The sequence below is a fragment of the Pseudomonas guariconensis genome (assembly GCF_900102675.1).
Taxonomy (GTDB): domain Bacteria; phylum Pseudomonadota; class Gammaproteobacteria; order Pseudomonadales; family Pseudomonadaceae; genus Aquipseudomonas; species Aquipseudomonas guariconensis.
In genome coordinates this window covers 169,720-192,719 of the sequence record NZ_FMYX01000009.1, presented here as the reverse complement: position 1 = coordinate 192,719, position 23,000 = coordinate 169,720, and the positions used below count along the sequence as shown (strand labels likewise).

At 66.8% G+C, this 23,000-nt stretch carries 24 protein-coding genes; 2 read left to right on the top strand and 22 right to left on the bottom strand.

Going from position 1 to position 23,000, the window contains the following annotated elements; genetic code table 11:
• The first annotated feature begins 74 nt into the window (after nt 1-74).
• Entirely contained in the window at nt 75-254 is a 180-nt protein-coding gene (locus BLS27_RS23845; protein WP_167358107.1) for a hypothetical protein, read from the top strand.
• 67 nt (nt 255-321) lie between these two features.
• Here BLS27_RS23845 and dmpG read toward each other — a convergent pair whose 3' ends face one another.
• The 4 genes from dmpG to BLS27_RS16460 are packed head-to-tail and all read right to left on the bottom strand — an operon-like array spanning nt 322 to nt 3,909.
• A complete protein-coding gene (dmpG, locus tag BLS27_RS16475; protein ID WP_043214688.1) occupies nt 322-1,356 on the bottom strand; it encodes a 4-hydroxy-2-oxovalerate aldolase in 1,035 nt (344 codons plus the stop codon).
• Between the two features lie 12 nt (nt 1,357-1,368).
• The gene (locus BLS27_RS16470; RefSeq protein ID WP_043214686.1) at nt 1,369-2,277 is read right to left on the bottom strand and encodes an acetaldehyde dehydrogenase (acetylating); all 909 of its coding nucleotides are present in this window, start codon (nt 2,275-2,277) and stop codon (nt 1,369-1,371) included.
• A gap of 16 nt (nt 2,278-2,293) precedes the next feature.
• Nucleotides 2,294-3,085 carry a fumarylacetoacetate hydrolase family protein gene (locus BLS27_RS16465; RefSeq protein ID WP_043214685.1) on the bottom strand — a complete coding sequence of 264 codons (792 nt, stop codon included), beginning with the start codon at nt 3,083-3,085 and terminating at the stop codon, nt 2,294-2,296.
• Complete coding sequence (locus tag BLS27_RS16460) at nt 3,082-3,909, bottom strand: alpha/beta fold hydrolase (protein ID WP_090345729.1); 828 nt, start codon at nt 3,907-3,909, stop codon at nt 3,082-3,084. The genes BLS27_RS16465 and BLS27_RS16460 overlap by 4 nt, the downstream gene beginning before the upstream one ends.
• A 171-nt stretch (nt 3,910-4,080) precedes the next feature.
• Here BLS27_RS16460 and BLS27_RS16455 point away from each other — a divergent pair, with 171 nt between their 5' ends.
• Nucleotides 4,081-4,854: an SDR family oxidoreductase gene (locus BLS27_RS16455; RefSeq protein ID WP_043214679.1), complete on the top strand. Its 774-nt coding sequence runs from the start codon at nt 4,081-4,083 to the stop codon at nt 4,852-4,854.
• 205 nt (nt 4,855-5,059) lie between these two features.
• Here the strand turns inward: BLS27_RS16455 and BLS27_RS16450 are convergent, their stop codons facing one another.
• The 18 genes from BLS27_RS16450 to BLS27_RS16365 all read right to left on the bottom strand — a co-directional run bounded on the left by BLS27_RS16450 (nt 5,060) and on the right by BLS27_RS16365 (nt 22,895).
• Entirely contained in the window at nt 5,060-5,446 is a 387-nt protein-coding gene (locus BLS27_RS16450) for a steroid Delta-isomerase (RefSeq protein WP_244155252.1), read from the bottom strand.
• A 1-nt stretch (nt 5,447) separates the two neighbouring features.
• Entirely contained in the window at nt 5,448-6,650 is a 1,203-nt protein-coding gene (locus BLS27_RS16445) for an acetyl-CoA C-acyltransferase (RefSeq protein WP_043214677.1), read from the bottom strand.
• Nucleotides 6,651-6,669: 19 nt separating this feature from the next.
• Nucleotides 6,670-7,128: a MaoC family dehydratase gene (locus tag BLS27_RS16440; protein ID WP_043214675.1), complete on the bottom strand. Its 459-nt coding sequence runs from the start codon at nt 7,126-7,128 to the stop codon at nt 6,670-6,672.
• 2 nt (nt 7,129-7,130) lie between these two features.
• On the bottom strand, nt 7,131-7,913 hold the full coding sequence (locus BLS27_RS16435) for an SDR family oxidoreductase (protein ID WP_090345726.1): 783 nt from the start codon (nt 7,911-7,913) through the stop codon (nt 7,131-7,133).
• A 15-nt stretch (nt 7,914-7,928) separates the two neighbouring features.
• Nucleotides 7,929-9,119, bottom strand: a complete 1,191-nt coding sequence (locus BLS27_RS16430) for an acyl-CoA dehydrogenase family protein (RefSeq protein ID WP_090345724.1) — start codon at nt 9,117-9,119, stop codon at nt 7,929-7,931.
• The gene (locus tag BLS27_RS16425; RefSeq protein ID WP_043214669.1) at nt 9,116-10,288 is read right to left on the bottom strand and encodes an acyl-CoA dehydrogenase family protein; all 1,173 of its coding nucleotides are present in this window, start codon (nt 10,286-10,288) and stop codon (nt 9,116-9,118) included. The genes BLS27_RS16430 and BLS27_RS16425 overlap by 4 nt, the downstream gene beginning before the upstream one ends.
• 243 nt (nt 10,289-10,531) lie before the next feature.
• A complete protein-coding gene (locus BLS27_RS16420; RefSeq protein ID WP_090345721.1) occupies nt 10,532-11,407 on the bottom strand; it encodes an SDR family oxidoreductase in 876 nt (291 codons plus the stop codon).
• 15 nt (nt 11,408-11,422) lie between these two features.
• Nucleotides 11,423-12,571 carry an acetyl-CoA C-acetyltransferase gene (locus BLS27_RS16415; RefSeq protein WP_090345716.1) on the bottom strand — a complete coding sequence of 383 codons (1,149 nt, stop codon included), beginning with the start codon at nt 12,569-12,571 and terminating at the stop codon, nt 11,423-11,425.
• Nucleotides 12,564-13,643 (bottom strand): acyl-CoA dehydrogenase family protein, encoded by a 1,080-nt coding sequence (locus BLS27_RS16410; RefSeq protein WP_090345713.1) that lies wholly within the window; start codon nt 13,641-13,643, stop codon nt 12,564-12,566. The genes BLS27_RS16415 and BLS27_RS16410 overlap by 8 nt, the downstream gene beginning before the upstream one ends.
• A 10-nt stretch (nt 13,644-13,653) precedes the next feature.
• Nucleotides 13,654-14,820: an acyl-CoA dehydrogenase family protein gene (locus tag BLS27_RS16405; protein ID WP_043214659.1), complete on the bottom strand. Its 1,167-nt coding sequence runs from the start codon at nt 14,818-14,820 to the stop codon at nt 13,654-13,656.
• A gap of 9 nt (nt 14,821-14,829) precedes the next feature.
• The gene (locus BLS27_RS16400) at nt 14,830-15,585 is read right to left on the bottom strand and encodes an enoyl-CoA hydratase family protein (RefSeq protein ID WP_090345710.1); all 756 of its coding nucleotides are present in this window, start codon (nt 15,583-15,585) and stop codon (nt 14,830-14,832) included.
• Between the two features lie 12 nt (nt 15,586-15,597).
• Complete coding sequence (locus tag BLS27_RS16395; protein ID WP_090345708.1) at nt 15,598-16,665, bottom strand: NAD(P)H-dependent flavin oxidoreductase; 1,068 nt, start codon at nt 16,663-16,665, stop codon at nt 15,598-15,600.
• A 2-nt stretch (nt 16,666-16,667) separates the two neighbouring features.
• A complete protein-coding gene (locus tag BLS27_RS16390; protein WP_090345705.1) occupies nt 16,668-17,540 on the bottom strand; it encodes an enoyl-CoA hydratase in 873 nt (290 codons plus the stop codon).
• Nucleotides 17,541-17,578: 38 nt separating this feature from the next.
• Nucleotides 17,579-18,382 carry a CoA-transferase subunit beta gene (locus BLS27_RS16385; RefSeq protein ID WP_090345702.1) on the bottom strand — a complete coding sequence of 268 codons (804 nt, stop codon included), beginning with the start codon at nt 18,380-18,382 and terminating at the stop codon, nt 17,579-17,581.
• 12 nt (nt 18,383-18,394) lie between these two features.
• Nucleotides 18,395-19,276 carry a CoA transferase subunit A gene (locus tag BLS27_RS16380; protein ID WP_043214650.1) on the bottom strand — a complete coding sequence of 294 codons (882 nt, stop codon included), beginning with the start codon at nt 19,274-19,276 and terminating at the stop codon, nt 18,395-18,397.
• 11 nt (nt 19,277-19,287) lie between these two features.
• A complete protein-coding gene (locus BLS27_RS16375; protein WP_090345699.1) occupies nt 19,288-20,184 on the bottom strand; it encodes a VOC family protein in 897 nt (298 codons plus the stop codon).
• 281 nt (nt 20,185-20,465) lie between these two features.
• The gene (locus BLS27_RS16370) at nt 20,466-21,590 is read right to left on the bottom strand and encodes an LLM class flavin-dependent oxidoreductase (protein WP_043214646.1); all 1,125 of its coding nucleotides are present in this window, start codon (nt 21,588-21,590) and stop codon (nt 20,466-20,468) included.
• Between the two features lie 123 nt (nt 21,591-21,713).
• Nucleotides 21,714-22,895: an acyl-CoA dehydrogenase family protein gene (locus BLS27_RS16365; RefSeq protein WP_090345696.1), complete on the bottom strand. Its 1,182-nt coding sequence runs from the start codon at nt 22,893-22,895 to the stop codon at nt 21,714-21,716.
• Nucleotides 22,896-23,000 lie beyond the last annotated feature (105 nt).

The window sequence follows — 23,000 nt, the reverse complement described above, 5'->3', positions numbered from 1 at the left end:
CGGCTACGCCGAAGGGCGCTGCGCACCTGCCCCTCCAGACACCTCCTCTCGGCCTTCTGAGGTCGCGATCGGTGGTGGCTGAACCGTCGCGCATCAAAAGCAACGGCAAGGGCAAGGGCAAGGGCAAGGGCAAGGGCAACCGCAACGGCAACGGCAACGGCAACGGCAACGGCAACGGCAACGGCAAACAAGCTGATTATTTGTTCTGGTCTGCGCTGTGGGAGCGGTGGTTCGGCGCTCAGGCGCCGACCTGACGGTCGGCGCAAATGCTTGGGGGTGCTGGCGCAGTTGCGATGGGCTGCAAAGCAGCCCTTTGGGGTTTCAGGTTGGCAGGAGGTTGCGGGCGCGGGAGAGGGTCAGGGCGAGGTCTTCGATCATGTCTTCTTGTCCTCCCACGGTGCCGCGGCGGCCTAGCTCTACCAGCAGGTCGCGGGCGGGGATGCCGTACTTGAGCTCGGCGCGCTTGGCAAACAGTAGGAAGGAGCTGTACACACCGGCGTAACCGAGTGTCAGGGCGTCGCGGTCCAGGCGGATGGGCTGGTCCATCATCGGCACCACGAGGTCTTCGGCCACGTCCATGATGCGGTACAGGTCCACGCCGCTGTTCACGCCCATGCGCTCGAGTACGGCGACGAACACTTCCAGCGGGGTGTTGCCGGCACCGGCACCCAGGCCGGCCACGGAGCCGTCGATACGCACCGCGCCGGCTTCGATCGCGGCCAGGGAGTTGGCAATCGCCATGCCCAGGTTGTGGTGGCCGTGGAAGCCCACCTCGGTTTTCGCCTCCAGCCCTTGGCGCAATACGCCGATCTTCTCGCTGACTTCGTCGGGCAGCATGTAGCCGGCCGAGTCGGTGCAGTAGATGCAGTTGGCGCCGTAGCTTTGCATCAGGCGCGCTTGCTCCAGCAGCTTCTCGGCGCTGACCATGTGCGCCATCATCAAGAAGCCCACGGTGTCCAGGCCCATCTTCGCCGCCATGCCGATGTGCTGCCCGGAGACGTCCGCCTCGGTGCAGTGGGTGGCCACGCGGATGGTCGAGACGCCGTGCTCATGGGCCATCTTCAGATGATCCAGAGTGCCGATGCCTGGCAGCAGCAAGGCCGAGACCTTGGCCTGCTTGAGCTTGGGGATCACCGCGCTGAAGTACTCCTCATCGCTGTGCGCCGGGAAGCCATAGTTCAACGAGGCCCCACCCAGGCCATCGCCGTGGGTGATTTCGATCAGCGGCACGCCGGCGGCGTCCAGGCCGGTGGCCACATCGACCATCTGCTTGAGGCTGATCTGGTGGCGCTTGGCATGCATGCCGTCACGCAGGCTCATGTCGTGCAACAGCACGTTCTTACCTTGAAGGTTCATCACCACCTCTCCTCAGCGGGCTGGCAATTGCAGGGTGCCCTTGTGGGCTTCTTCGGCGAACATCTCGGCGGTGCGCAGGCCGGCGGCGGTCATGATGTCCAGGTTGCCGGCCGACTTGGGCAGAAAGTCCCCCAAGCCTTGCACCTCGATGAAGATCGATACCTTGTTGCCGTCGAACACCGGGCCGTTGACTAGCTTGTAGCCGGGCACGTAACGCTGGACCTCTTCGACCATGCTCAGCACCGACGCGCGGATGGCGTCCTGGTCGGGGGTGTCGTCGGTCAGGCAATGGATGGTGTCGCGCATCATCAGCGGCGGCTCGGCCGGGTTGATGACGATGATCGCCTTGCCGCGACGGGCGCCACCGATACTTTCCACCGCGCCTGCGGTGGTGCGGGTGAACTCGTCGATGTTTTGGCGGGTACCGGGGCCCACGGAGCTGGACGACACGGTGGCGACGATCTCGCCATAGGCCACTGGCTGCACCCGCGACACTGCCGCCACCATCGGGATGGTCGCCTGGCCGCCGCAGGTGACCATGTTGACGTTCATCGCGAGCTTGGCCGCGTGCTCCTTGAGGTTGACCGGCGGCACGCAGAACGGGCCGATGGCCGCCGGGGTCAGGTCGACCATGATCACGCCCAGCTCGTTGAGCTTGCGGCTGTTGTGCGCATGCACGTAGGCCGAGGTGGCGTCGAAGGCGATGCGGATGTCATCGTCCAGCACATGGGGCAGCAGGCCGTCGAGGCCGTCGGCGGTGGTCTTCACCCCCATCGCCCGGGCACGCTTGAGGCCTTCGGACTCCGGGTCCACGCCCACCATCCACACCGGCTCGATCCACTGCGAGCGGCACATTTTCATCAGCAGGTCGGTGCCGATGTTTCCCGGGCCGATAATGGCCGCTTTTAGTTTCTGGCTCATGGGCCTTGCTCCTCGATCAGGCTCGGAAGGACACCTGGGCACTGCCCAGGCCGTCGATGGTCAGGGAAAAGCGGTCGCCTGCCCGCACCGGCTCCAGCGGCACCAGCGAGCCGGAGAGGATCACCTCGCCCGCCTTGAAGGGGATGCCGAAGGCGCCGAGGGTGTTGGCCAGCCAGGCGACCGCGGTCAACGGGTTGCCCTGCACCGCCGAGCCCAGGCCCTCGCTCAGCAGCTCGCCGTTCTTGAACACGCGCATGTGCAGCGCCGGCAGGTCGAGTTCGCGCGGGTCGACGCGTTCCTGGCCGAGCACGAACACGCCGCACGAGGCGTTGTCGGCCACGGTGTCCTGAATGCGGATGCGCCAGTCATGGATGCGTGAGTCGACGATCTCGAAGCACGGCGTAACGTAATCGGTGGCCGCCAGCACATCGGCCTCGGTCACTCCCGGGCCGATCAGGTCGTGCTTGAGCACGAAGGCGATCTCGCCCTCGGCGCGCGGCTGGATCAGGCGGTTCCCGGCGAGCGAGATGTCGGCGCCATTGTCGAAGGCCATACCCCGGGTGATGAAGCCGAAGTCCGGCTGGTGCACATCGAGCATGCGCTGCACGGCAGCCGAGGTGACGCCGATTTTCTTGCCGACGATGCGATCGCCCGCCGCCACCCGGCGTTCGATGCAGTGCAGGGAAATATGGTAGGCGTCTTCGATGCTGATCTGGGGCCAGCGCTCGGTCAGCGGGGCCAGGGTCTGGCCGTCGCACAGGGCCTGGTAGAGTTCGTCGCCGTGCTGGCGGCGCAGTTCGAGGCTCATGCTCGGCCCTCCGCGAGGAACGCCAGGCATTCGCGGTTGAACAGCTCACGGTGCTCGACCATCACCCAATGGCCACACTCGCTCAGTAGCACGAAGCGGATGCGCTGGCAGGCCTGCATCAGGGTGTTGGCCCCGGACACCGGACAGAACTTGTCGTTCATGCCCCAGAAGCCGAGGATCGGGCAAGCCAGCTGCGACAGCTGTTCGGCCATGTTCGGCACCTCCATGGTCGAGAGCACGCACGGGGGCTGCTCAGCGACCACCGCGACGCGCTCGGCGACGGTGTCATCGTCGATCAGCGAGGGGTCGAACAGTTGCAAGCCCAGCAGGCGCCTCATGCCGGAAGCGTCGCGCAGCTCGCCACTGGCAAAGGCCGCGGCCATGCGCTGGATGCCTTCCATCTGTAGGTAGTACTGGGCCTTGTCCATCAACCCGCCGGGGGCCATCAGCACCAGGCGCGCCACCCGCTGCGGCTGGCGCAGGGCGATGGCAATGGCGATGGCGCCGCCCAGGGAGTTGCCGACCAGGGTGCAGCGCTGGATGTCCAGCGCGTCGAGCAGCCCCAGCAACGCCTCGACGAAGAAATCCAGGGTGTAGGCGGTCTGTGGTTTGTCCGAGGCGCCGTAGCCCGGCAGGTCCGGCACGATGGCACGATAGCCGGCGGCGGCGAATTGCGGGTAGTTGCGCTTGAAGTTGCTGTGGCCGCTGGCGCCTGGACCGCTGCCATGGATGAATACCACCGCCTCGCCCGTGCCGACGTCCTGATAGTGCAGTTGCAGGCCATCCGCCAACCTGACCTTGTGCCCTTGCGCTGCTGCGCCCATGGGGAAACCTCCCGGCTTGTTGTTGTACCGGGATTATTCAGAGCGGCCAGGGCATACGGCATCGTCCAACAAGACTACAAGCGGCGCCCCTAGTCCCTTTGGACGTTGGCCGCACGGCAATGGCTGCCTAGCATCGAGGCAACCTTCCGACAGACAAGACAAGGCATTTCCATGCATGACCCATTGGATTTTCGCGGCAAAGTGGTTCTGGTCACAGGTGGTGCCAAAGGCGTGGGCCGCGGTATCACCCGCCGCTTCCTGGAGTGCGGTGCGAACGTGGTGATCTGCGGCCGCCAGGCACCGGAGCGGCTGCCCAGCGGCGGCGGCAAGCAGGCGGTGTTCATGCAGTGCGACGTGCGTGACCTGGAGCAGCTCGAGCAATTGATCGGCAACGTGCTCAAGTTCTTCGGCCGCCTCGATGTGCTGGTCAACAACGCCGGCGGCGCGCCGTTCGCCGAAGCGGCCACGGCCTCGCCACGGTTTTCCGAGTCCATCGTGCGGCTCAACCTGCTGGCCCCGCTGAACCTGTGCCAGTTGGCCAACCGGGTGATGCAGGAGCAGGCCGAGGGCGGCGCCATCGTCAACATCTGCAGCGTCAGCGCCACCCGCCCCTCGCCCGGCACCGCCGCCTACGGCGCCGCCAAGGCCGGCTTGCTCAACCTGACCCGCTCGCTGGCGGTGGAGTGGGCGCCCAAGGTGCGGGTCAATGCGGTCACTGCCGGGTTGATCCTGACCGAACAGGCCGAACTGCATTATGGTGACGCCCAGCAACAGGCCCAGGTGGCCGCGACCGTGCCCTTGGGCCGCTTGGCCGAGCCGGACGACATCGGCGACACCTGCCTGTACCTGGCGTCGCCGCTCGCCCGCTATGTCAGCGGCGCCGACCTGATGGTGCATGGCGGCGGCGAACGCCCGGCTTTCCTCGATGCGGCGAAAAGCCAGTGACCTGGGCACAGCGAAAAGCGCCGAGGACTTCCCGGTGTTCGCGGGTAAATCCGCTCTCGTAGACGCAGGCAAAGCCTGCGATGGGCTGCAAAGCAGCCCCATTTGCACCGACTCCACAGACCAGAACGCAGCGTAGCACCTGTGGGAGCGGCGGTTCGGCGCTCCGATTCACCCGCGAACACCGGCGTAGCCGGTGCAATCGCTCTCAACGCGACTGGAGGTTCACTTCGCTCCAGAAGGCCTTCATGCTGCGGATCAGGCCGTGCTCATCGAACTCCATCACATCGATCACCTGCAGCGAGCATTCGCGCCCGTCCCAGGTGAGGTCCACCCGAAACGGCACGGCGCCGCAGCCGTTGTGGGTAGCGCGCACAGGTCCGGTGAGGGCTGCGGACACATTCATCTGCCCCAACCCTTGCCGATAGAACGCACTGATCGCGTCCATCCCACGCAACGGCGGCTGGCCCACCGGGTCTTCGACGGTGGCATCCTCGGCGTACAACGCCAGGATGCCGTCGATGTCCCCGGCGTCCACCAGCTCGACGTAACGCTGCATGCGCACCTGCACCTGCTCTGGCGTCGGCAGGCCCATCTCAAGCCACCTCGAACAGCGCAGCAGCGCCCATGCCACCGCCGATGCACATGCTCACCACCACATAGCGCACACCCCGGCGTTTACCCTCGATCAACCCATGCCCGACCATCCGCGCCCCCGACATGCCAAACGGGTGGCCAATGGCAATTGCGCCGCCGTTGACATTGAGGCGGTCGTTGTCGATGCCCAGTGTGTCGCGGCAGTACAGCACCTGGCAGGCGAACGCTTCGTTGAGCTCCCACAGGCCGATGTCATCGACCTTCAGGCCATGGCGCTTGAGCAGTTTGGGGATCGCGTACACCGGCCCGATGCCCATCTCGTCGGCCTCGCAACCGGCCACCGCCAGCCCGCGATAGATACCCAGCGGTTGCAACCCGCGCTGCTCGGCCAAGCGCGCGCTCATCAGCACCGAGGCCGAGGCGCCGTCCGAGAGCTGGGAGGCGTTGCCAGCGGTGATGAAACGCCCGGCTTCGGTCCACTGCCCGCCCCCCCACACCGGCTCCAGGGCCGCCAGGCTGGCGGCGGTGGTGTCGGGGCGGTTGCACTCGTCCTGCAACAGGGTCACCGCTTCATGACGGCTCTCGCCGCTGGCCTTGTCGACGATCAGTTTCTGGGTGGTCAACGGCGCCAGTTCCAGGTCGAAGCGCCCGCCCTGTTGCGCGCTGGCGGTGCGCAGTTGGCTCTGCAGGCTGTAGGCATCCTGTTCTTCACGGGTGATGCCGTAGCGCTGGGCGACGATTTCGCCGGTCTCGAGCATCGGGATGTAGGCCCGCGGGTCACGTTCACGCACCAGGGTGGACTGCCAGCGGTAGAGGTTCTTGTGCTTGTTCTGCACCAGGGAGATCGACTCCAGGCCACCGGCCACGGCAATGTCGAGCTCGTTGCAGAGGATGCCCTTGGCAGCGATGGCGATGCTCATCAGGCCCGAGGCGCACTGGCGCTCCACCGCCATGCCGGACACCTGCACCGGCAGCCCGGCGGCCGTGGCGCACAGGCGCCCAAGGTTATAGGCCTGAGTGCCCTGCTGGGCGGCGGCGCCGATGATCACATCGTCCACTTCGTCCGGCGCGATGCCTGCGCGGCGTACCGCTTCGGCTACCACGTGGCCACCCAGGGTCGGGGCCTCGGTGTCGTTGAAGGCGCCGCGAAAGGCCTTGCCGATGGGCGTACGCGCCGTGGAAACGATCACTGCTTCGTTCATGCTGGACTCCTTGGATGACTCATGCCGGGTAGTACCGGCTGATGGTGTCGACCACGCAGCCAGGACGCTCCTGGCCTTCGATCTCGACGCTGACGCGGATCACCGCCTGCACCCCGCTGCCGACCGCCTCGGTCGAGACCAGCAAGGCACTGCCGCGCACCCGCGACCCCACACGCACCACCGACGGAAAACGCACACGTTCACAACCATAGTTGACGCCCATGGCGATGCCCTGAACTTCGATGATCTGCGGCAAGAACAGGTTGACCAGCGACAGGCTCAGGTAGCCGTGGGCGATGCAGGCGCCGAATGGCCCCTGGGCCGCGCGCTCGGGATCGACGTGGATCCATTGGTGGTCGCCACTGGCCTCGGCGAACAGGTCGATGCGCGCCTGGTCGATGCGCAACCAGTCGCTTTTGCCAAGCTCCTGGCCCACCGCTTCGTGCAACGCCTCGGGTGTGCGGAAGATACGCGCCATGTTCAGGCCCTCTGGCTGGAAACCGACAGCACTTCGCCGGTCATGTACGAGCTGTAGTCGCTGGCCAGGAACATCATCACGTTGGCCACTTCCCACACCTCGGCGGCGCGGCCAAAGGCCTCGTTGGCCGCCAGCTGGTCGAGCACCGCCTGGGGCGCGGAGCGGGCGAGAAAATCGTGCATGGCGATGCTCGGGCTCACCGCGTTGATGCGGATGCCATGCTCGGCAGCTTCCACCGCCGCGCAGCGCGTCAGGGCCATGACCCCGGCCTTGGCCGCGGCGTAGTGAGCCTGTTGCTTCTGCGCGCGCCAGCCGAGCACCGAGGCGTTGTTGACGATGACGCCGGCGCGACGCGCCATCATGTACGGCAGCATGGCGCGGGTCATGCGCATGGTGCCGGTGAGGGTCACATCGAGCACCCGGTTCCATTCATCGTCGGGCATCTCCACCAGTGCCCGCGACCCACCCAGGCCGGCGTTGTTGATCAGCACATCGACGCCGCCCAAGGTACCCTCGGCGACCTCGACCAGGGTACGCACCTGATCTTCGTCGGTGACATTGCACAGGCGCCCATGCACCTGGGCAAGGCCGGTGGCCTCGCGGATGCGCGTGACCGCTTCATTGAGCCGGCCTTCGTGGATGTCACTGATCATCAGGGCCCGGCAGCCCTCCTCGGCCGCACGCAAGGCGGCAGAAAAACCGATGCCGGAACCGGCCGCAGCGGTGATCAGCACCGACTTGCCGCGCAGCAGGCCATGGCCGGGAACATAGTGTGGAACGGACATGCGAAGACTCCTCGATCAGGGACGCGGGCGCGGCTCCCGGGGCATGCCCAGGGCGCGTTCGGCGATGATGTTGCGCTGGATCTCGTTGCTGCCGCCGTACAGGGTGTCGGCGCGGCTGAACAGATACAGCGATTGCAGGCGGTTGAGCTGATACGGCGCAGCCTCGAGCAACTCGGCCTGGGGGCCGAGCACGTCCATGGCCAGCTTGCCGAGGCTGGCGTGCCAGCTCGACCAGCCCAGCTTGTAGATGGTCGCCTCGCGGCGCAGCGTGCCGTCCTGAGGCCCGGAGAGCATGCGCAGCGAGTTGTAGCGCAGGATGCGCAGGCCACACCACGCCTCGGCCAGGCGCTGGCGCAGGTGCGGGTCACGGTCGGCGCCGTTGGTACGAGCGATGGCGATGATCTCGTCGAGCTCGTTCTGGAACTGCATCTGCTGGCCCAGGGTGGACACGCCGCGCTCGAAGCCCAGCAACGCCATGGCGATCTTCCAGCCCTCGCCCGGCTGGCCGACGATGTTCGACGCCTCGGTGCGGGCGTCGTCGAAGAACACCTCGTTGAACTCCGAGGTGCCGGTCATCTGCTCGATCGGCCGCACGCTGATGCCCGGCTGGTCCATCGGCACCAGCAAGAACGACAAGCCCTGGTGGCCGACGCTGCCCGGCTCGGTGCGGGCCAGCACGAAACACCAGTCCGATTCGTGGGCCAGCGATGTCCAGACCTTCTGCCCGTTGATCAGCCAGTCGCCGTTGGCATCCTGTGCGGCGCGGGTCTTCACCGCCGCCAGGTCCGAACCTGCCCCCGGCTCCGAATACCCCTGGCACCAGAACGTGGTGCCTTGGACGATGCCCGGCAAGAAACGCCGCTTCTGTTCGTCGCTGCCAAACGCCGCGATGGTCGGCCCGGCCAGGCCCTCGCCGATGTGCCCCATACGACCGGGCCCTCCGGCGCGGGCGTATTCTTCGTGGAAGATCACCTGCTGGCTGATCGACAGCCCTCGCCCGCCATGCTCCGGCGCCCAGCCCACGCAGGTCCAGCCGCCCTCGGCGAGCTTGCGCTCCCAGGCTTTGCGCGCCTCGGGGAACATGTGCTCATCCCCCGGGCCGCCGCGAAAACGCAGAGCTTCGAACTCGCCCTGCAAGTGGGCGGCCATCCATTGGGCGACCTCCTGGCGAAAGCGCTCGTCCTGCTCACTGAAACGGATCTTCATGGCTGCTCCCCGATAATCACGCTGGCGATTTGTTGCAGATGCCAGGCCGGTGCGCCGAGGTAGCTCTCGCTGGCCCGGGCACGCTTGAAATACAGATGCGGGTCGTATTCCCAGGTAAAGCCCACGCCGCCATGCAACTGGATCGACTCGGCAGCGCAGTGGAAGTACGCCTGGGAGCACTGGGACTTGGCCAGGGAAGCGGCCAGTGGCAACTCTGCGGCCACCTGGGCGTCACCGGCGGGATCCAGCGCCTCCTGGGCGACGCAGGCGGCGTAATAGCTCGCCGAGCGCGCGCATTCGACTTGCAGCATCATGTCGGCGGCGCGGTGCTTGAGGGCTTGGAAGCTGGCCAAGGGGCGGCCGAACTGCTGGCGCTCCTGCAGGTAGGCCACGCTCAGGTCCAACGCCTGTTGGGCGCCGCCGACCTGTTCGGCGGCCAGGCCCACGCAGGCCAGGCGCAGCATGTCCTGCAGTTTTGGCCAGGCCGTACCGGCCTCGCCGAGCACCGCGTCCGGGCCCACGTACAGACGCGTGAGGCGCACGCGGCCCAAACGCCGGGTCTGGTCCATGGTCGGCTGCCACTGACGCGCCAGGCCCGTCTGCCCGGCCTCGACCAGGAACAGGCTCACGCCCGCCTCGCCCGTGCTGCCGGCCAGACGCGCGGCGACCACCAGCAGGTCGGCGCTGTGGCCGTCGATCACCTGGGCGTATTCGCCGTCCAGCACGTAGCCTTCGCCTTCGGGCGTTGCCGTCACGCCAATACCTTCGGCGGACCAACCACCCCCATCGCCCCAGGCTGCGGTGCCGCGCACACGGCCTTCGGCGATGGCCGGCAGCCAGCGCTGTTTTTGCGCCTCGGTGCCGGCCAGCAGCAGCGCTGGCGTGGCCAGGCAGGCAGTGGCGAAGAACGGCGAGCACAACAGGCGCCGGCCCATCTGTTCCAGGAGGATGGCCAGTTCGACGAAGCCCAGGCCCAAACCGCCGTAGGCTTCGGGAATGTGAATCGCAGGCCAGTACATTTCGTTGCACAGGCGCTGCCAGAGGTCGGTGTCATAACCGGTTTCGCTGACCATGGCCGCGCGCACGGCGGCACAGTCGGACACATCGGCAAGGAAGCCCTCGGCCGATGCGCGGATCATTTCCTGTTCGTCGCTCAATGCAAAGTCCATCGCGGCGTCTTCTACTCGTCTGGCCCAGGTGCCTGCGAGTGTGGCCAGATGCGCTGGCGGTCGAATCGGCCAAGTGGACTAGGCGCGGTGGTGTCTGCTTCGCGGGTAAATCGGCTCCGCCGGTTATCACAAGACAACCCCGCACCAGCGAAAGGACTACGCATAGATTGTGTGTAGGCAAAAAAAAACCGCACCACCCTGGCATGTGGTGCGGCCCCGCCCTAATGGCGAAAAAACCTCTAATCAGCTGCCGTAGACTTTCTGTGCCGGCACGGCACGCTCCAGCAGCTCACCGACCGCCGCGCCCACCTGGGCCACGGCCCAACGGCCTTGGTTGTCGACCAGCGGGCCGCGCCGCCAGCCGTCGGCGATGGACAATTTGCCGCCTTCGACCTCGAACATCTGCCCGGTGACGCCAGCGGATTCGCGCGAGCCCAACCACACCACCACTGGCGCGACGTTCTCCGGAGCGAAGTAATCAAAGCCTGCTTCGGGCTTTTTCATCACCTCGCCAAACACCCCTTCGGTCATGCCGGTACGGGCCGCCGGGGCCAGGGCGTTGACGGTGATGCCATAACGCGCCAGCTCCGCCGCCTGAACCAGCGTCAAGGACGCGATACCGCCTTTGGCTGCGGCGTAGTTGGACTGCCCGATCGAGCCCTGCAGGCCCGCGCCGGAGCTGGTGTTGATGATGCGCGCATCGACCTTGGCGCCATTTTTGGCCTGCTCGCGCCAGTGGCGTACGGCATGGCTGGACAGGCAGAAGTGCCCCTTCAGGTGCACCGCCACCACCGCGTCCCAGTCCGCCTCGGTGAGGCTGGCGAACATGCGGTCGCGGCAGATGCCGGCGTTGTTCACCACCACATCGAGGCCGCCGAAGGCCTCCAGCGCGGCGGCGACGATGCGTCCTGCGTCTTCGTAATGCGTGATGTCGTTGCTGTTGGCGATGGCCTGGCCATCCTGCTCGCGGATCTGCGCGACCACCGCTTCGGCTGCGTCGCGGTTGATGTCGTTGACCACCACCTTGGCGCCTTCGGCCGCGAAGGCCAGGGCGTAGGCGCGGCCCAGGCCGCCGCCTGCGCCAGTGATGACCACGACTCGGTTGTTGCAACTGCTCATGGGACTCTCCTGCGCTTACAGGCGCTCGATGATGGTGACGTTGGCCTGGCCGCCGCCTTCGCACATGGTCTGCAGGCCATAACGCCCGCCGCTGCGCTCAAGCTCGTGGAGCAGGCTGCACATCATCCGGGTGCCGGTGGCGCCCAGTGGATGGCCCAGCGCGATGGCGCCGCCGTTGACGTTGGTCTGGGCGTGGGGGTAGCCGGTCTCGTTGATCCAGGCCATGGCCACCGCGGCGAAGGCTTCGTTGATCTCCACCCGGTCGATCTGCTCCAGGCGCATGCCGGCGCGCTTGAGCGCATAGGCGGTGGCCGGGATGGGCGCGGTGAGCATCCACACCGGGTCGGCGGCACGCACGCTCATGTGATGGATGCGCGCCCGGGGTGTGAGGTTGTAGCGCTTGAGCGCCGCCTCCGAAACCACCAGCAGCGCGCTGGCCGCGTCGCAGGTCTGGCTGGAGACGCCCGCGGTGACGCGGTCGCAGCCAAACAGGATGTCGAGCTCGGCCATCTTGTCCAGGCTGGTGTGACGTGGGGTTTCGTCATGCTCGACCCCGGCCAGGGGCACGATCTCACGGGTGAAATAGCCCTGCTCGATGGCCCGCAGCGCACGGCGATGGGACTCCAGCGAATAGGCCTCCAGCGCCTGGCGGCTGAGCTGCCAGTGCTCGGCGATCATCTGCGCGGAGCGGAACTGGGTCGGCGGGGTCGAGCCGTAGCGGCGCACCCAGCCTTCGGAACCGGTGAACGGGTTGGTGAAGCCCAACGGCTCGGCGGCGGTCATGGCCGAGGAAATCGGGATCTGCGTCATGGTCTGCACGCCGCCTGCGACCACCACGTCCTGGGTGCCGCTCATCACCGCCTGGGCGGCGAAGTGCAGCGCCTGCTGCGAAGAGCCGCACTGGCGGTCGACGGTGGTGCCGGGCACCGCGTCGCTGAGGCCGGCCGCCAGCCACGCGGTGCGGGCAATGTCGCCGGCCAACGGGCCGATGGTGTCGACGCAGCCGAAGATCACGTCGTCATAGTCTTCATCGGGGATCGAATTGCGCTCGACCAGGGCGCGCAGCACGTGGCCGCCCAGATCGGCCGCGTGGATATGGGCCAAGCCACCTTTGCGTCGCCCGGTGGGCGTGCGCAGGGCATCGACGATATAAGCTTCAGGCATCTTCTACCTCTGCCGACATGAACGTGGTGCCGGCCCCTATGGCCCGGCGTGAGTCGAACAGCGCCTGGCGGATCCGCGCCTTGTGCAGGGCATGGTCGCCCCAGGCCTTGTCCAGAGCCCAGGCGCGCTTCATGAACAGCTGCAGGTCGACCTCCCAGGTGTACCCCATGGCGCCATGGGTCTGGATGGCGTTGCGGGCGGCCAACAGCGCCGCCTCCGAGGCCGCCAGGCGCGCGTGGGACACCGCCAGCGCCTGCCCGGCCTCACCGTGGGCCACCGCGTGGGCGGCGCGGTACAGCGGGCCTTTGGCGAACTCGATGCGCACCGCAACATTGGCCATCAAGTGCTTGACCGCCTGGAACGAGCCGATCGGCTTGCCGAACTGCTTACGCTCGAAGCTGTAGTCCACGGCCAGGTCCACCATGCGCTTGGCCAGGCCCAGCAATTGCGCCGCGCAGCCCAGCGCGCCGCGCTCGAAGGCGCGCGCCAGCAACCGCGCGGCCTCCTCGCCACGGGCTACGCAGGTGGCCGCGCCGGGGGTCCACAGCACCTGGTACAGCTGGCGGCTCGGGTCCACAGACAGGTTGCGCACCAGCTCGACATCTTCGCGCGGCACGGCGTGCAGCTCATCGGCGTGGCTGAGCAGCAGCAGGTCGGCCACGTGGGCGTCGCTGACCAGCGGATTGCCCGGCTCGCTCACCGCCAGGCGCGCCTGGCCCTCGGCCACGCGCCCCAGCCAGTCCGCCTTCAGGCCCTCGTGCGCCGCGCCCAGTTCGGCCAGCAGCGGCACCGCCACCAGCATGGTCTCCACCAGCGGCTCCGGCAGGCCCGCATAGCCGCATTCCTGGGCCAGCAAGACGAAGTCCAGGGCGCCCAGGCCCATGCCGCCGTACTGCTCCGGCACGGTCAAGGCAGTCAGGCCCAGCTCCACCAGTTGCCCCCAGAGCCGGTCGCAACGGCCGCTGTCGCTCTGCCACAGCTCGCGGATGCGCTCGGGCGTCACTTCGTTGATAAAGAAACTGCGTACGTTGTCCTGGAAGAGCAACTGGTCGCTGTTGAAACTAAAGTCCATGGTCTGCTCCTCAGGCACGCGGCATGCCGAGCATGCGTTCGGCAATGATGTTGCGCTGGATCTCGTTGGTGCCGGCGTAGATGGGGCCGGCCTGGGCGAACAGGAAGCCGTCCAGCCATTGACCGACGTCCCCAGCAGCCGGCGCCTCGGGCAGCAGCTCGCCGCGCAGGCCCAGGATGCTCATGGCCGTTTCGTGCATGCGCAGGTCAAGCTCGGACCAGAAGATCTTGTTGGTCGAGGACTCCGGCCCGATGCGCCCGCCTTTGACCAGCTGCGAGGCGGTCATGTAGGTGGACTGGGTGTAGGCCTCGGCATCCAGCCAGGCGCGCATCACCGCCTCGCCGATGGCCGGGTCCCGGTCGGCGCGTTCGCGGTTGGCCTGGTACAGCTGCACCAAGCGCCGGGCGGTTTCCTGGAAGCGCGCCGGCGAGCGCAGCATCAAGCCACGCTCGAAGCCCGCCGTGGACATCGCCACGTGCCAGCCCATGCCCTCCCCGCCGAGTACGTTCTCCACCGGCACGCGCACATCGTCGAAGAAGATCTCGGCAAAGCCTGGCAAGCCGTTGAGCTGCGCAATCGGCCGCACAGTGATGCCGGGGCTGTTGAGCGGCACCAGAATGAACGTCAGGCCGTGGTGACGCTGGGAACCCGGGTCGGTGCGGAAGATGCCGAACACCCAATCGGCCCATACCGCCCGAGTCGACCAGGTCTTCTGGCCATTGATCACATAGTGGTCGCCGTCACGCTCGGCGCGCGAGCGGATCGCTGCCATGTCCGAGCCTGCGCCCGGCTCCGACCAACCCTGGGCCCAGATGTCCTGGCCGGTGGCCATGCGTGGCAGGAAGCGCGCCTTCTGCGCCTCGGTGCCGTACTCCATCAGGGTCGGGCCGAGCAGGAAGATGCCGTTCTGGTTGACCCGCGCCGGTGCACCGGCCCGGTAGTACTCTTCTTCGAAGATCAGCCATTCGATCAGGTCGCAGCCGCGCCCGCCCAGGCGCGTGGGCCAGGTGACCATGCCCCAGCGGCCTTCGTTCAGGCGCGCTTCCCAGGCGCGGTGGGCGGCAAAGCCTTCCTCGGTGTCGAACGAAGGCAGCGGTTGGCTCGGCACATTGGCCTGGAGCCAGGCCCGCACTTCGGCGCGAAAGGCCTGCTGGGCAGGGGTGTAGGTAAGGTCCATGGTCTGCCCTCAGCCGTTGAAGTTCGCGTGGCGCTTCTCGACGAACGAGTCGCGGGCTTCCTGGGAGTCCTGGGTGCGGTAGGCCTCGAGGGTGAAGCCCTGCTCCCAGCGGTACTTGTCTTCCAGGTTGCCGTCCTCGATGCCGGTGAGCGCTTCCTTGGCCAGGCGGATCATCGCCGGGCTCTTGGCGGCGATGGATGCGGCGATGCTCAACGCGGTCTCGCGCAACTGCTCGCGCGGCACCACCCGCTCCAGCGCGCCCAGGCGGTAGGCCTCGGCGGCGTCGATCATCTCGCCGGTGAAGTACATGTGGCGCACCTTCTGCACTGGGAACAGCCGCTGCAGGTGGGCACCGCCGCCCATGGCGCCACGGTCCACCTCGGGCACGCCAAAGCGCGCGCAGTCGGACGCGACGACGATGTCAGCGGCACCGCAGATGCCAATGCCACCGCCCAGGACGAAACCGTGCACGGCGACGATCACCGGCACCTTGTTGCGATGCACGGCCTTGAAGGTGTCGTAGTTGCCCTTGTTGACCGCGACGATCAGGTTGCCGTCAGCAGCCAGCTCCTTGATATCGACCCCGGCGCAGAAGCCACGGCCTTCGGCGCGGATGACGATGGCCCTGACCTGCGCGTCCTCGCCCAGCGCCTGCAGGGTGCTGGCGATGTCGGCCCAGCCCTGGCTGTTGAAGGCATTGACCGGGGGATGGTTGAAGACCATCTCGGCAACGCCGTTATCGATGCTCACGTTGAATGGTTGCACTGGGAGTCCCCCTCACGAAATTCGGCGACACAGCGCGCCCAGGCGCTGCTCGGCGTCCCGGACGATCTGCTCTATCAATTCGGCGCAGCCCGGCAGGCTGTCGATGCCTGCGGCCACCTGCCCGGCCGGCAACACGCCTTCGGCGGGCAGACCTTCGACCATGGCTTTCTGGATGACCATCGGCGCGTTGGCCGCCATCAGGCTCTGGGCGGCGCTCAGGCCGCCGTCGCGGCGCATCTTCAGGGCGCTGCCCAGCAACTGCCCCAGGCCCAGGCCCGTGTGACGGCGGTAGGCCAGGCCACTGCGCACGGCCAGCAGCCAGCGACGCAGGCCGCTGCTGGTTTCCAGCTCATCGAGCAGCTCGTTGCGGATCATGCGTTGCGGCAAGCCATCGATGGCCCGGCTGACGATCACCGCCGCCGGGTCCTTGACCGCCAGGTAGCGCGCCAGGGTGGCCTGGGGCACCGGGCTGTCGGCGGTCATCAGAAAACGCGTGCCCATGGCAATACCATCGGCGCCCTGGGCCAGGGCCGACACCAACCCGCGGCCATCCTTGAAACCACCTGCGGCCACCACCGGCACCTGCACCGCGTCGAGCACCTGGCCCAACAGCATGGCCGTGGGCACCGCACCGGTGTGGCCACCGCCCTCGCCGCCCTGCACGGTCACCACGTCGGCGCCCATCTCCACGGCCTTCTGCGCGTGCTTCAGCGCGCCCACCGTGGGCATGCAGACCACCCCGGCATCCTTGAGCCGGGCGATCATCTGCTTGCCTGGCGAGCGGCTGTAGCTGACCGCGCGCACCTGGTGGCGCACCACCAGCTCGACGATCTCTTCGGCGTTGGCCTGGTACATGTGGAAGTTGACCCCGAACGGACGGTCGGCCAGGCGTTTGGTCTCGAGGATCGCTGCCTCCATCTGCCGAGGTTCGATGGTCGCCCCGGCCAGAAAGCCAAAGCCCCCGGCGTTGCAGGTGGCGGCCACCAGGCGCGGGTCGGCGACCCAGCCCATGGCGGTCTGGATGATCGGGTAGCGGCAGCCGAGCAAGGCGGTCAGGCGGGTATCGAGCGACACGGCCATGCTCACGCCCTCCCCGGTTCGCGCTGGGAGCTGGCCATGGCCTTGGCGTCGTAGCCGCCCAGACGATCGCCGGACACCAACTCGTTGTGAGCGTGGGCGAAGTGGTGCAGGCCGAACACCATGTCCATGGTCGAGCGCTTGCCCATCAGGTCTTCGGCGTTGTTCACCGCCTGTTTGCTCAGTTGCAGGCCCAGGCGCGGCATCTGGGCGATCTGCCCGGCCATGACCAAGGTCTCCTGTTCCAACTGCTCGCGGGACACCACGCGGTTGAGCATGCCCATCTGGTAGGCACGCGCCGCCGGCATCGGCGCGCCGAGGAAGAGAAACTCCTTGGCGATACGCGGATTGAGCTCATGCACGTGGGCGAAGTACTCCACCCCCGGAATCCCCATGCGCACCACCGGATCGCGGAAGTACGCATCGTCACTGGCCACGATCAAATCGCACACCCAGGCCAGCATCAGGCCGCCGGCGATGCAGGCGCCCTGGACCATGGCGATGGTCGGCTTGGGCATCTCGCGCCAGCGCCGGCACATGCCCAGGTACACCTCCTGCTCACGGGCGTAGAGGAACTCGCCGCCAGGCTTGTCGACATGGTCGTACCACAGGCTCACGCGCTCGAAGCTCTGGTTGACGTCACGCCCTGGGGTGCCGATGTCGTGCCCGGCGGAGAAGTGTTTGCCGGCCCCGCGCAGGACGATGACCTTGACCTGGTCATCGGCGCACGCACGGGCGAAGGCCGCATCCAGGGCATAGGTCATCCGCGAGTTCTGGGCGTTGTGGTACTCGGGGCGGTTCATGGTGACTAGGGCTACCGCGTCCCGCACTTCGTACAGCACCACCTCATCGGCCTCTTTATTGTTTTGCTCGCTCATTACTGCACTCCGGCAAGGCGGTTGGCTGGAACGGGCTGTCAGCGCGCGGAGCGCTGGCCCGGTGGGTTGTCCTTGAGCTGGCTGGCGCGCAGGTTATGCGGGTCCAGTCGCTGGATCAGCTGCAACTGCGCCTCGGTGGGCGCGGTGGTCACCGGGCAGTGCTCAGGCACATGCAGGGCAAAGCCTGTGTTGTCACGCACCTCGTCCAGGCTCACGCCAGGATGCAGAGAGCGCACGCGCACCTGGTGCTCAGGCCCGAGGAAGTCGAGCACGCACAGGTCGGTGACGATCAGGCGGATGTCGATGTCTTCCAGCGACCAGCCACGGGCCAGGCGCGCGGGGTTGTAGCCCACCGAGGCGACCACGTCGCACTCGCCTTCGACGAACACCCGGCGGTTGTGGCTGGGCACATAGAACGAGTTGGCATGACTGATGGAGTTGCCCGGCAGGCCCCGCACGCCCAGCATCTGCGCCTTGGGCTTGTGGTAGTCGCCGCCGATGCAGGAGATGTTGGCCTGGCCGAAGCGGTCGACCTGGATCGGGCCGATCATGGCGTGGCGCTTGCCGCTCCAGACGTTGTCGAAGATGCGCGAGAAGCCCATCCAGCTGTCGCGTTTGGGCACGTAGCCATTGCGCGCACCGACCGGCACGGGCTCGGCGACCATATAGGCTTCCGAGTCGGTCATCATCAGTCGTGGGTTGTTGTCGAGCATGCTCAGGGACGCCGCCAGGCGTGGGATCACGCCGATGCCGGTGGCCAGGACTTCGCCGTCGTCGCGCCAGGCTTGGGCGGCGGCGCAGATCATCAGTTCGGCGAGGCTGTAGGTGCTTGCGGTGGTCATGACGTTCCTCGCTTAGAAAACCGGCAGGGGCAATCGACGGATGGCCTCAAGGCCCCCGCAACGCTCCAGGTACTGGGAGTGGGAACAGGCCACGTACTGATCGACATAGGCCTGCCAGCCCTCTTCGCTCTGCGCCGAGGCGGCGTAGGCCTTGAAGTGCGGCACGTCGAAGCCATACAGCGGCGCGCAGGACGAGGGGTGCGCGCCACCGGGCACGTGGGCCACGGCGGTGGTCAGGTTGCGCTCCCAGAACACCTGGTGCGCACGCGCAGGCTCCGCGTGGAACCACGCGCTGTCGACCCACTCGTCGCAAGTGACATAGGTGCGCGCCGCAGCCCGCACGAACAGATCGTCCATGTAGTGGTCGGGGCCGGCGATCTGGCACACGCCGCGCGCATCGGCGCGGTCCACGTGCACCAGGGCGGCGTCGAGCTTGAGCGCTGGCATCGCGACCCAGTCACGGCCATCGGCGTAGGGCGAGGCGATCAGCTTGATCTCGGGGTTGTGGCGCAACACGTCGGTGCCCAGGCCCACCGCGGTGGGGATGAACGGCACGTTCATGGCGGCGGCACGCAGGCCCAGCAGCAGCATGCCTTCGTCGATCTCCATCACTTCCAGGGCGCCTTCCTGGCGCGCCTTGCGAAAGTACGGCTCGAGTGGGATGAAGTCGAGGGAGACAAAGGCGAACACCAGTTTCTTCACCTTGCCGGCAGCGCACAGCAGGCCGACGTCAGCACCGCCGTAGGCGACGATGGTCAGGTCCTTGAGGTCCGAGCGCAGGATCTCGCGCACCAACGCCATGGGCTTGCGGCGCGGGCCCCAGCCGCCGATGCCGAGGGTCATGCCGTCGCGCAACTGGGCGACCATTTCGGCCGTGGTCATCTGTTTATCCATGGGTGTTGTCCTCATTGGCGGCCGACGCTGAAGTCGTGGCCCCACTGGCTGACCACCGTGCTTTCGAACGGGGTGTGCCGGCTCCAGTCGACCACCAGGCCGTCGCAGCCGTACTCCAGGTCGAAACCGGACGGGGTCTTCATGTAGAAGGAGATCATCTGGTCGTTGGTGTGCTGGCCCAGGGTCGCGGAGAGCTTCACGCCGTTGGCGTGCATGCGGTCCAGGGCGCGGCCCACGTCTTCCAGGCCCGCGACCTCGACCATCATGTGCACGCAACCGCTAGGCACCGGGCATTCGAAGATCGCCAGCGAGTGGTGACGGCCGTTGTTGCAGTGCATGAAGTGAATGCGTTTTTCCGGCTCGGCAGGGTCCGGGGTGAAGCGCACTTTCATCAGGTCCGACAGGCCAAAGCCCATTACCTGCTCGTAGAAATCGCGGCAGCGGTCGAAGGTCGGTGCCGGCAGGACCACATGGCCCATGCCCAGCCCGTCGCTGACGAAACCGCGCACGCCCACCGGGGAGACGAAGCGGGCGAAATCCTGGCGCGGGCCCCAGTACAGCTCGTGGCGGTTGCCATCAGGGTCGGCGAACAGCGCCAGCGCCTGGACCTGGCGCAGCGCAGCTTGCTCAGCGCTGCCCTGCTCCACCACCACGCCGGCAGCGTGCAGCTCGGCCACGGCCTGGTCGAAGGCGGCCTGGCCGGCTACTTCCCAGCCACAGGCGCCGAAACCATCCTGGGCGCTGTGCTGCACCAGGATGCGGTACGGGCGCTCGTCCATCTTCAGGAACAGACACTCGCCGCGCTCGTCCTCGACCACCATCATGCCCAGCACTTGGGATGCGTAGTGACGCCACTGCGCCAGGTCGCTGGAACGTACGGTGACGTAACCCAGGCCACGGATATCCATGCACGATCTCCTCGTTTTTGTACTTGGCGTATTCAAGCCAGTCAGGGGGTTGGCGGCATCGTCCAATAGGACTACCGGCCCGCAGGCCGCGTGATACCGGCCGAGCAACGGCCTTGCTCGGCGGCGAATGCTTCGCGGGCAAGCCCGCTCCCACTGGTTTGGCGCCATGCGCACCAACAGCACAGAACCTGAGGGAGCGAGTTCACCCGAGAACACCGGCAAGGCCGGTGCCATACCCCGCGCTTGCGCAAATGGGGCTGCGTTGCAGCCCCCCGATGGGCTTACTGCTTGTTGCGAAAATGCGGGATGACCTTCTCGCCGATGTTGCGCAAGGTCTCCAGCTGAGCCCACTGCGGCACGGTGCCCATCTGGCAGATGAACAGGATCTCGTCGGCGCCGGCATCGATCAGGCGCTGCACATAGCCAATGCAGTCCTCGACGGTGCCGTAGGCATGGTTGGGGTTCATCATCGCCATGGTCGGGTCGGAGAAGTCCACGCTCACTTCCTCGGAGGCAAAGCGCGACTTGATCACCGCCTGGCCATTGCCATCGACGTAGGTGTCGTCTTTCCACTTCTGCGGATCCGGACGCTCGCCGCCGCCGTACCAGTAGCCCAGCGACTCCATGAAGTAACGCTGGCCGCGAATACCGATGCGGCGCGCGGTTTCGTTGTCATCCAGCACGATGGCCGGGCACAGTGCAGCGATGTGGCGGTTCGGGCGGAAGCCCACCTGATTGCGCGCCTCACGGTTGTCGAAGGCCTGGTGGTAGACCTCGACCTTCTTGGCGATTTCCTCGGGCCCACCGAAACCCAGCACCAGCGCGCCCATGCCACGGCCGCCGGCGTTTTTCAGCGAGTCGGTGTTGGTGCAGGCCAGGTACATCGGCGGGTGCGGATCCTGGTAAGGCTTGGGGTGGATCGGGCGCTTGGGGATCTTGACGAAGTCGCCGTGGTGCTCGATCTCATCCTGCACGAACATTTTCGGGATCAAGTACATGGCCTCGTCGATCTGCGGCTGCAGGGTCGCCAGGTCATAGCCGAAGGTGCCGGCCTCCTGCTGGGTGCCGCCCTTGCCCACGCCAAAATGCACACGGCCTTTGGACAGCAGGTCCAGGGTGGCGATGCGCTCGGCCACCTTGACCGGGTGGTTCATCGCCGGCGGCAGGCACACCACGCCGTGGCCGATGCCGATGCGCTCGGTCTTGCCGGCCACGAAGGCGAGCATGGTTTCCGGCGCGGACATGTGCGAGTAGTTGGTCAGCGCGGTGTGCTCCACGCACCAGAAGGTGTCGAAGCCCAGCTTGTCGGCCAGCACCGCCTGCTCGACGGTGTCATCGAAGATCTTGCGGTCACCCTCGCGGCTGGCATCGATCGTCTGGGCTTCGTATATCAGCGAGAATTTCATGTGCGTTCCTTGTTGTTCTGTTGACGTTGGCCGGCAACGCCGGCCTTGGTCACATCCTCTGGCATCGCGGGTGGGCTCGAATCCCTAAAACGGACTAGCCGGTTTCGGTGAGCGCCCGACGGTTCAGAGGAAGAAGTCGGTGGTGTCCTGGCCCATGCTCACGCCGCCGAGGTTCCAGGCGTACTTGGCCGGGCTGTTGGCGACGTGGGCGCGCCCTGTGTGGATGTCGCGGAACGCACGGTTGATCGGGTGGTCACGGAAGATGGTCGATGCACCGCTGTTGAACATCAGCTGTGCCGCCGCCTTGGCGCAGCGGTCGGCCACCAGGGCCGAGTCGTAGCGCATCTTCACCCGCGCCTGCAGCCCAAGCGCGGTGCCGGCGCGGGCATGGTCGAGCATCACCTCGAAGTTGCGCAGCAGCACGGTGCGGCACTCATCGACGCAGACCATGGCGTCGGCCAGGGCGCTCTGTGCGGCCGGGTCCTGGAGCATCTTGCGGCCATCGTTGACCGCCACCCGCGCCTTGTTGTGGGCGATGAAGTGATCGACCGCGCCCTGCAACGCACCGATCGCCGAGGACGACACCGCGCGCACGAAGATCTGCCCGAACGGCAGGCGGTACAGCGGCGAGGTGTTGACCGCATTGCCCGGGCTGTCTTGCATGAAGCCATCGACGGCGCGGTGGGTGCGGTACTCGGGCACGAAGGCGTCCTCGACCAGCACGTCATGGGAGCCGGTGGCCTCCAGGCCCATCACGTTCCAGTTGTCGAGGATCTGGTAATCGCTGCGCGGCACCAGGAAGGTGCGGTAGTCCGGCGCGCCGCCCGGCTCAGCCGGCGGCACCATGGCCCCAAGGAACGCCCACTGACAATGCTTGCTGCCGGAAGAGAACCCCCAACGCCCACTCAGACGGAAGCCCCCTTCGACCCGCCGGACCTTGCCCACTGGCATGTAGGACGAGGAGATCAGCACGGAGGTGTCCTGCCCCCAGACATCCTGCGCGGCGCGGTCATCGAACAGCGCCAGCTGCCAGTTGTGGATCGCCACCACGCCCAGCACCCAGGCTGACGACATGCACCCCTCGGCCAGGGTCATCTGCACCTCGAAGAAGTCCTTGGGTTCGAGCTCCAGGCCCTGCCAGCGGGCCGGTTGGAGAATGCGGAAGAAGCCTGCCTCGTGGAAGTCAGCGAGGGTCTGTTCCGGCAGGCGGCCCATCTGCGCGGCCTGCTCGGCACGTTCACGCAGCACCGGCACCAGTTCACGGGCGCGCTGGCGCAACTGTTGGCGTACGAGGTCTTGATTCATCTTGTTGTTCTCCTCTGATCGCCCCGATCCCCGGAGCGTGCGAGAGAGGCGTTGGGCCTCCACCGTGGCCATTGCAACAAGGTCAATCGCGCGCGACATCCCTCA

Bases quoted from the DNA above. Each gene is read 5' to 3' on its own strand.
- BLS27_RS16440 (WP_043214675.1), bottom strand. From the start codon at position 7,128: ATGGCGCGTATCTTCCGCACACCCGAGGCGTTGCACGAAGCGGTGGGC.
- BLS27_RS16450 (WP_244155252.1), bottom strand. From the start codon at position 5,446: ATGGGCCTGCCGACGCCAGAGCAGGTGCAGGTGCGCATGCAGCGTTAC.
- BLS27_RS16455 (WP_043214679.1), top strand. From the start codon at position 4,081: ATGCATGACCCATTGGATTTTCGCGGCAAAGTGGTTCTGGTCACAGGT.
- BLS27_RS16375 (WP_090345699.1), bottom strand. From the start codon at position 20,184: ATGGATATCCGTGGCCTGGGTTACGTCACCGTACGTTCCAGCGACCTG.
- BLS27_RS16395 (WP_090345708.1), bottom strand. From the start codon at position 16,665: ATGGCCGTGTCGCTCGATACCCGCCTGACCGCCTTGCTCGGCTGCCGC.
- BLS27_RS16430 (WP_090345724.1), bottom strand. From the start codon at position 9,119: ATGAAGATCCGTTTCAGTGAGCAGGACGAGCGCTTTCGCCAGGAGGTC.
- BLS27_RS16460 (WP_090345729.1), bottom strand. From the start codon at position 3,909: ATGGGCGCAGCAGCGCAAGGGCACAAGGTCAGGTTGGCGGATGGCCTG.
- BLS27_RS16435 (WP_090345726.1), bottom strand. From the start codon at position 7,913: ATGTCCGTTCCACACTATGTTCCCGGCCATGGCCTGCTGCGCGGCAAG.
- dmpG (WP_043214688.1), bottom strand. From the start codon at position 1,356: ATGAACCTTCAAGGTAAGAACGTGCTGTTGCACGACATGAGCCTGCGT.
- BLS27_RS16370 (WP_043214646.1), bottom strand. From the start codon at position 21,590: ATGAAATTCTCGCTGATATACGAAGCCCAGACGATCGATGCCAGCCGC.
- BLS27_RS16410 (WP_090345713.1), bottom strand. From the start codon at position 13,643: ATGGACTTTAGTTTCAACAGCGACCAGTTGCTCTTCCAGGACAACGTA.
- BLS27_RS16405 (WP_043214659.1), bottom strand. From the start codon at position 14,820: ATGGACCTTACCTACACCCCTGCCCAGCAGGCCTTTCGCGCCGAAGTG.
- BLS27_RS16365 (WP_090345696.1), bottom strand. From the start codon at position 22,895: ATGAATCAAGACCTCGTACGCCAACAGTTGCGCCAGCGCGCCCGTGAA.
- BLS27_RS16465 (WP_043214685.1), bottom strand. From the start codon at position 3,085: ATGAGCCTCGAACTGCGCCGCCAGCACGGCGACGAACTCTACCAGGCC.
- BLS27_RS16470 (WP_043214686.1), bottom strand. From the start codon at position 2,277: ATGAGCCAGAAACTAAAAGCGGCCATTATCGGCCCGGGAAACATCGGC.
- BLS27_RS16390 (WP_090345705.1), bottom strand. From the start codon at position 17,540: ATGAGCGAGCAAAACAATAAAGAGGCCGATGAGGTGGTGCTGTACGAA.
- BLS27_RS16380 (WP_043214650.1), bottom strand. From the start codon at position 19,276: ATGGATAAACAGATGACCACGGCCGAAATGGTCGCCCAGTTGCGCGAC.
- BLS27_RS16415 (WP_090345716.1), bottom strand. From the start codon at position 12,571: ATGCCTGAAGCTTATATCGTCGATGCCCTGCGCACGCCCACCGGGCGA.
- BLS27_RS16420 (WP_090345721.1), bottom strand. From the start codon at position 11,407: ATGAGCAGTTGCAACAACCGAGTCGTGGTCATCACTGGCGCAGGCGGC.
- BLS27_RS16445 (WP_043214677.1), bottom strand. From the start codon at position 6,650: ATGAACGAAGCAGTGATCGTTTCCACGGCGCGTACGCCCATCGGCAAG.
- BLS27_RS16425 (WP_043214669.1), bottom strand. From the start codon at position 10,288: ATGGACTTTGCATTGAGCGACGAACAGGAAATGATCCGCGCATCGGCC.
- BLS27_RS16385 (WP_090345702.1), bottom strand. From the start codon at position 18,382: ATGACCACCGCAAGCACCTACAGCCTCGCCGAACTGATGATCTGCGCC.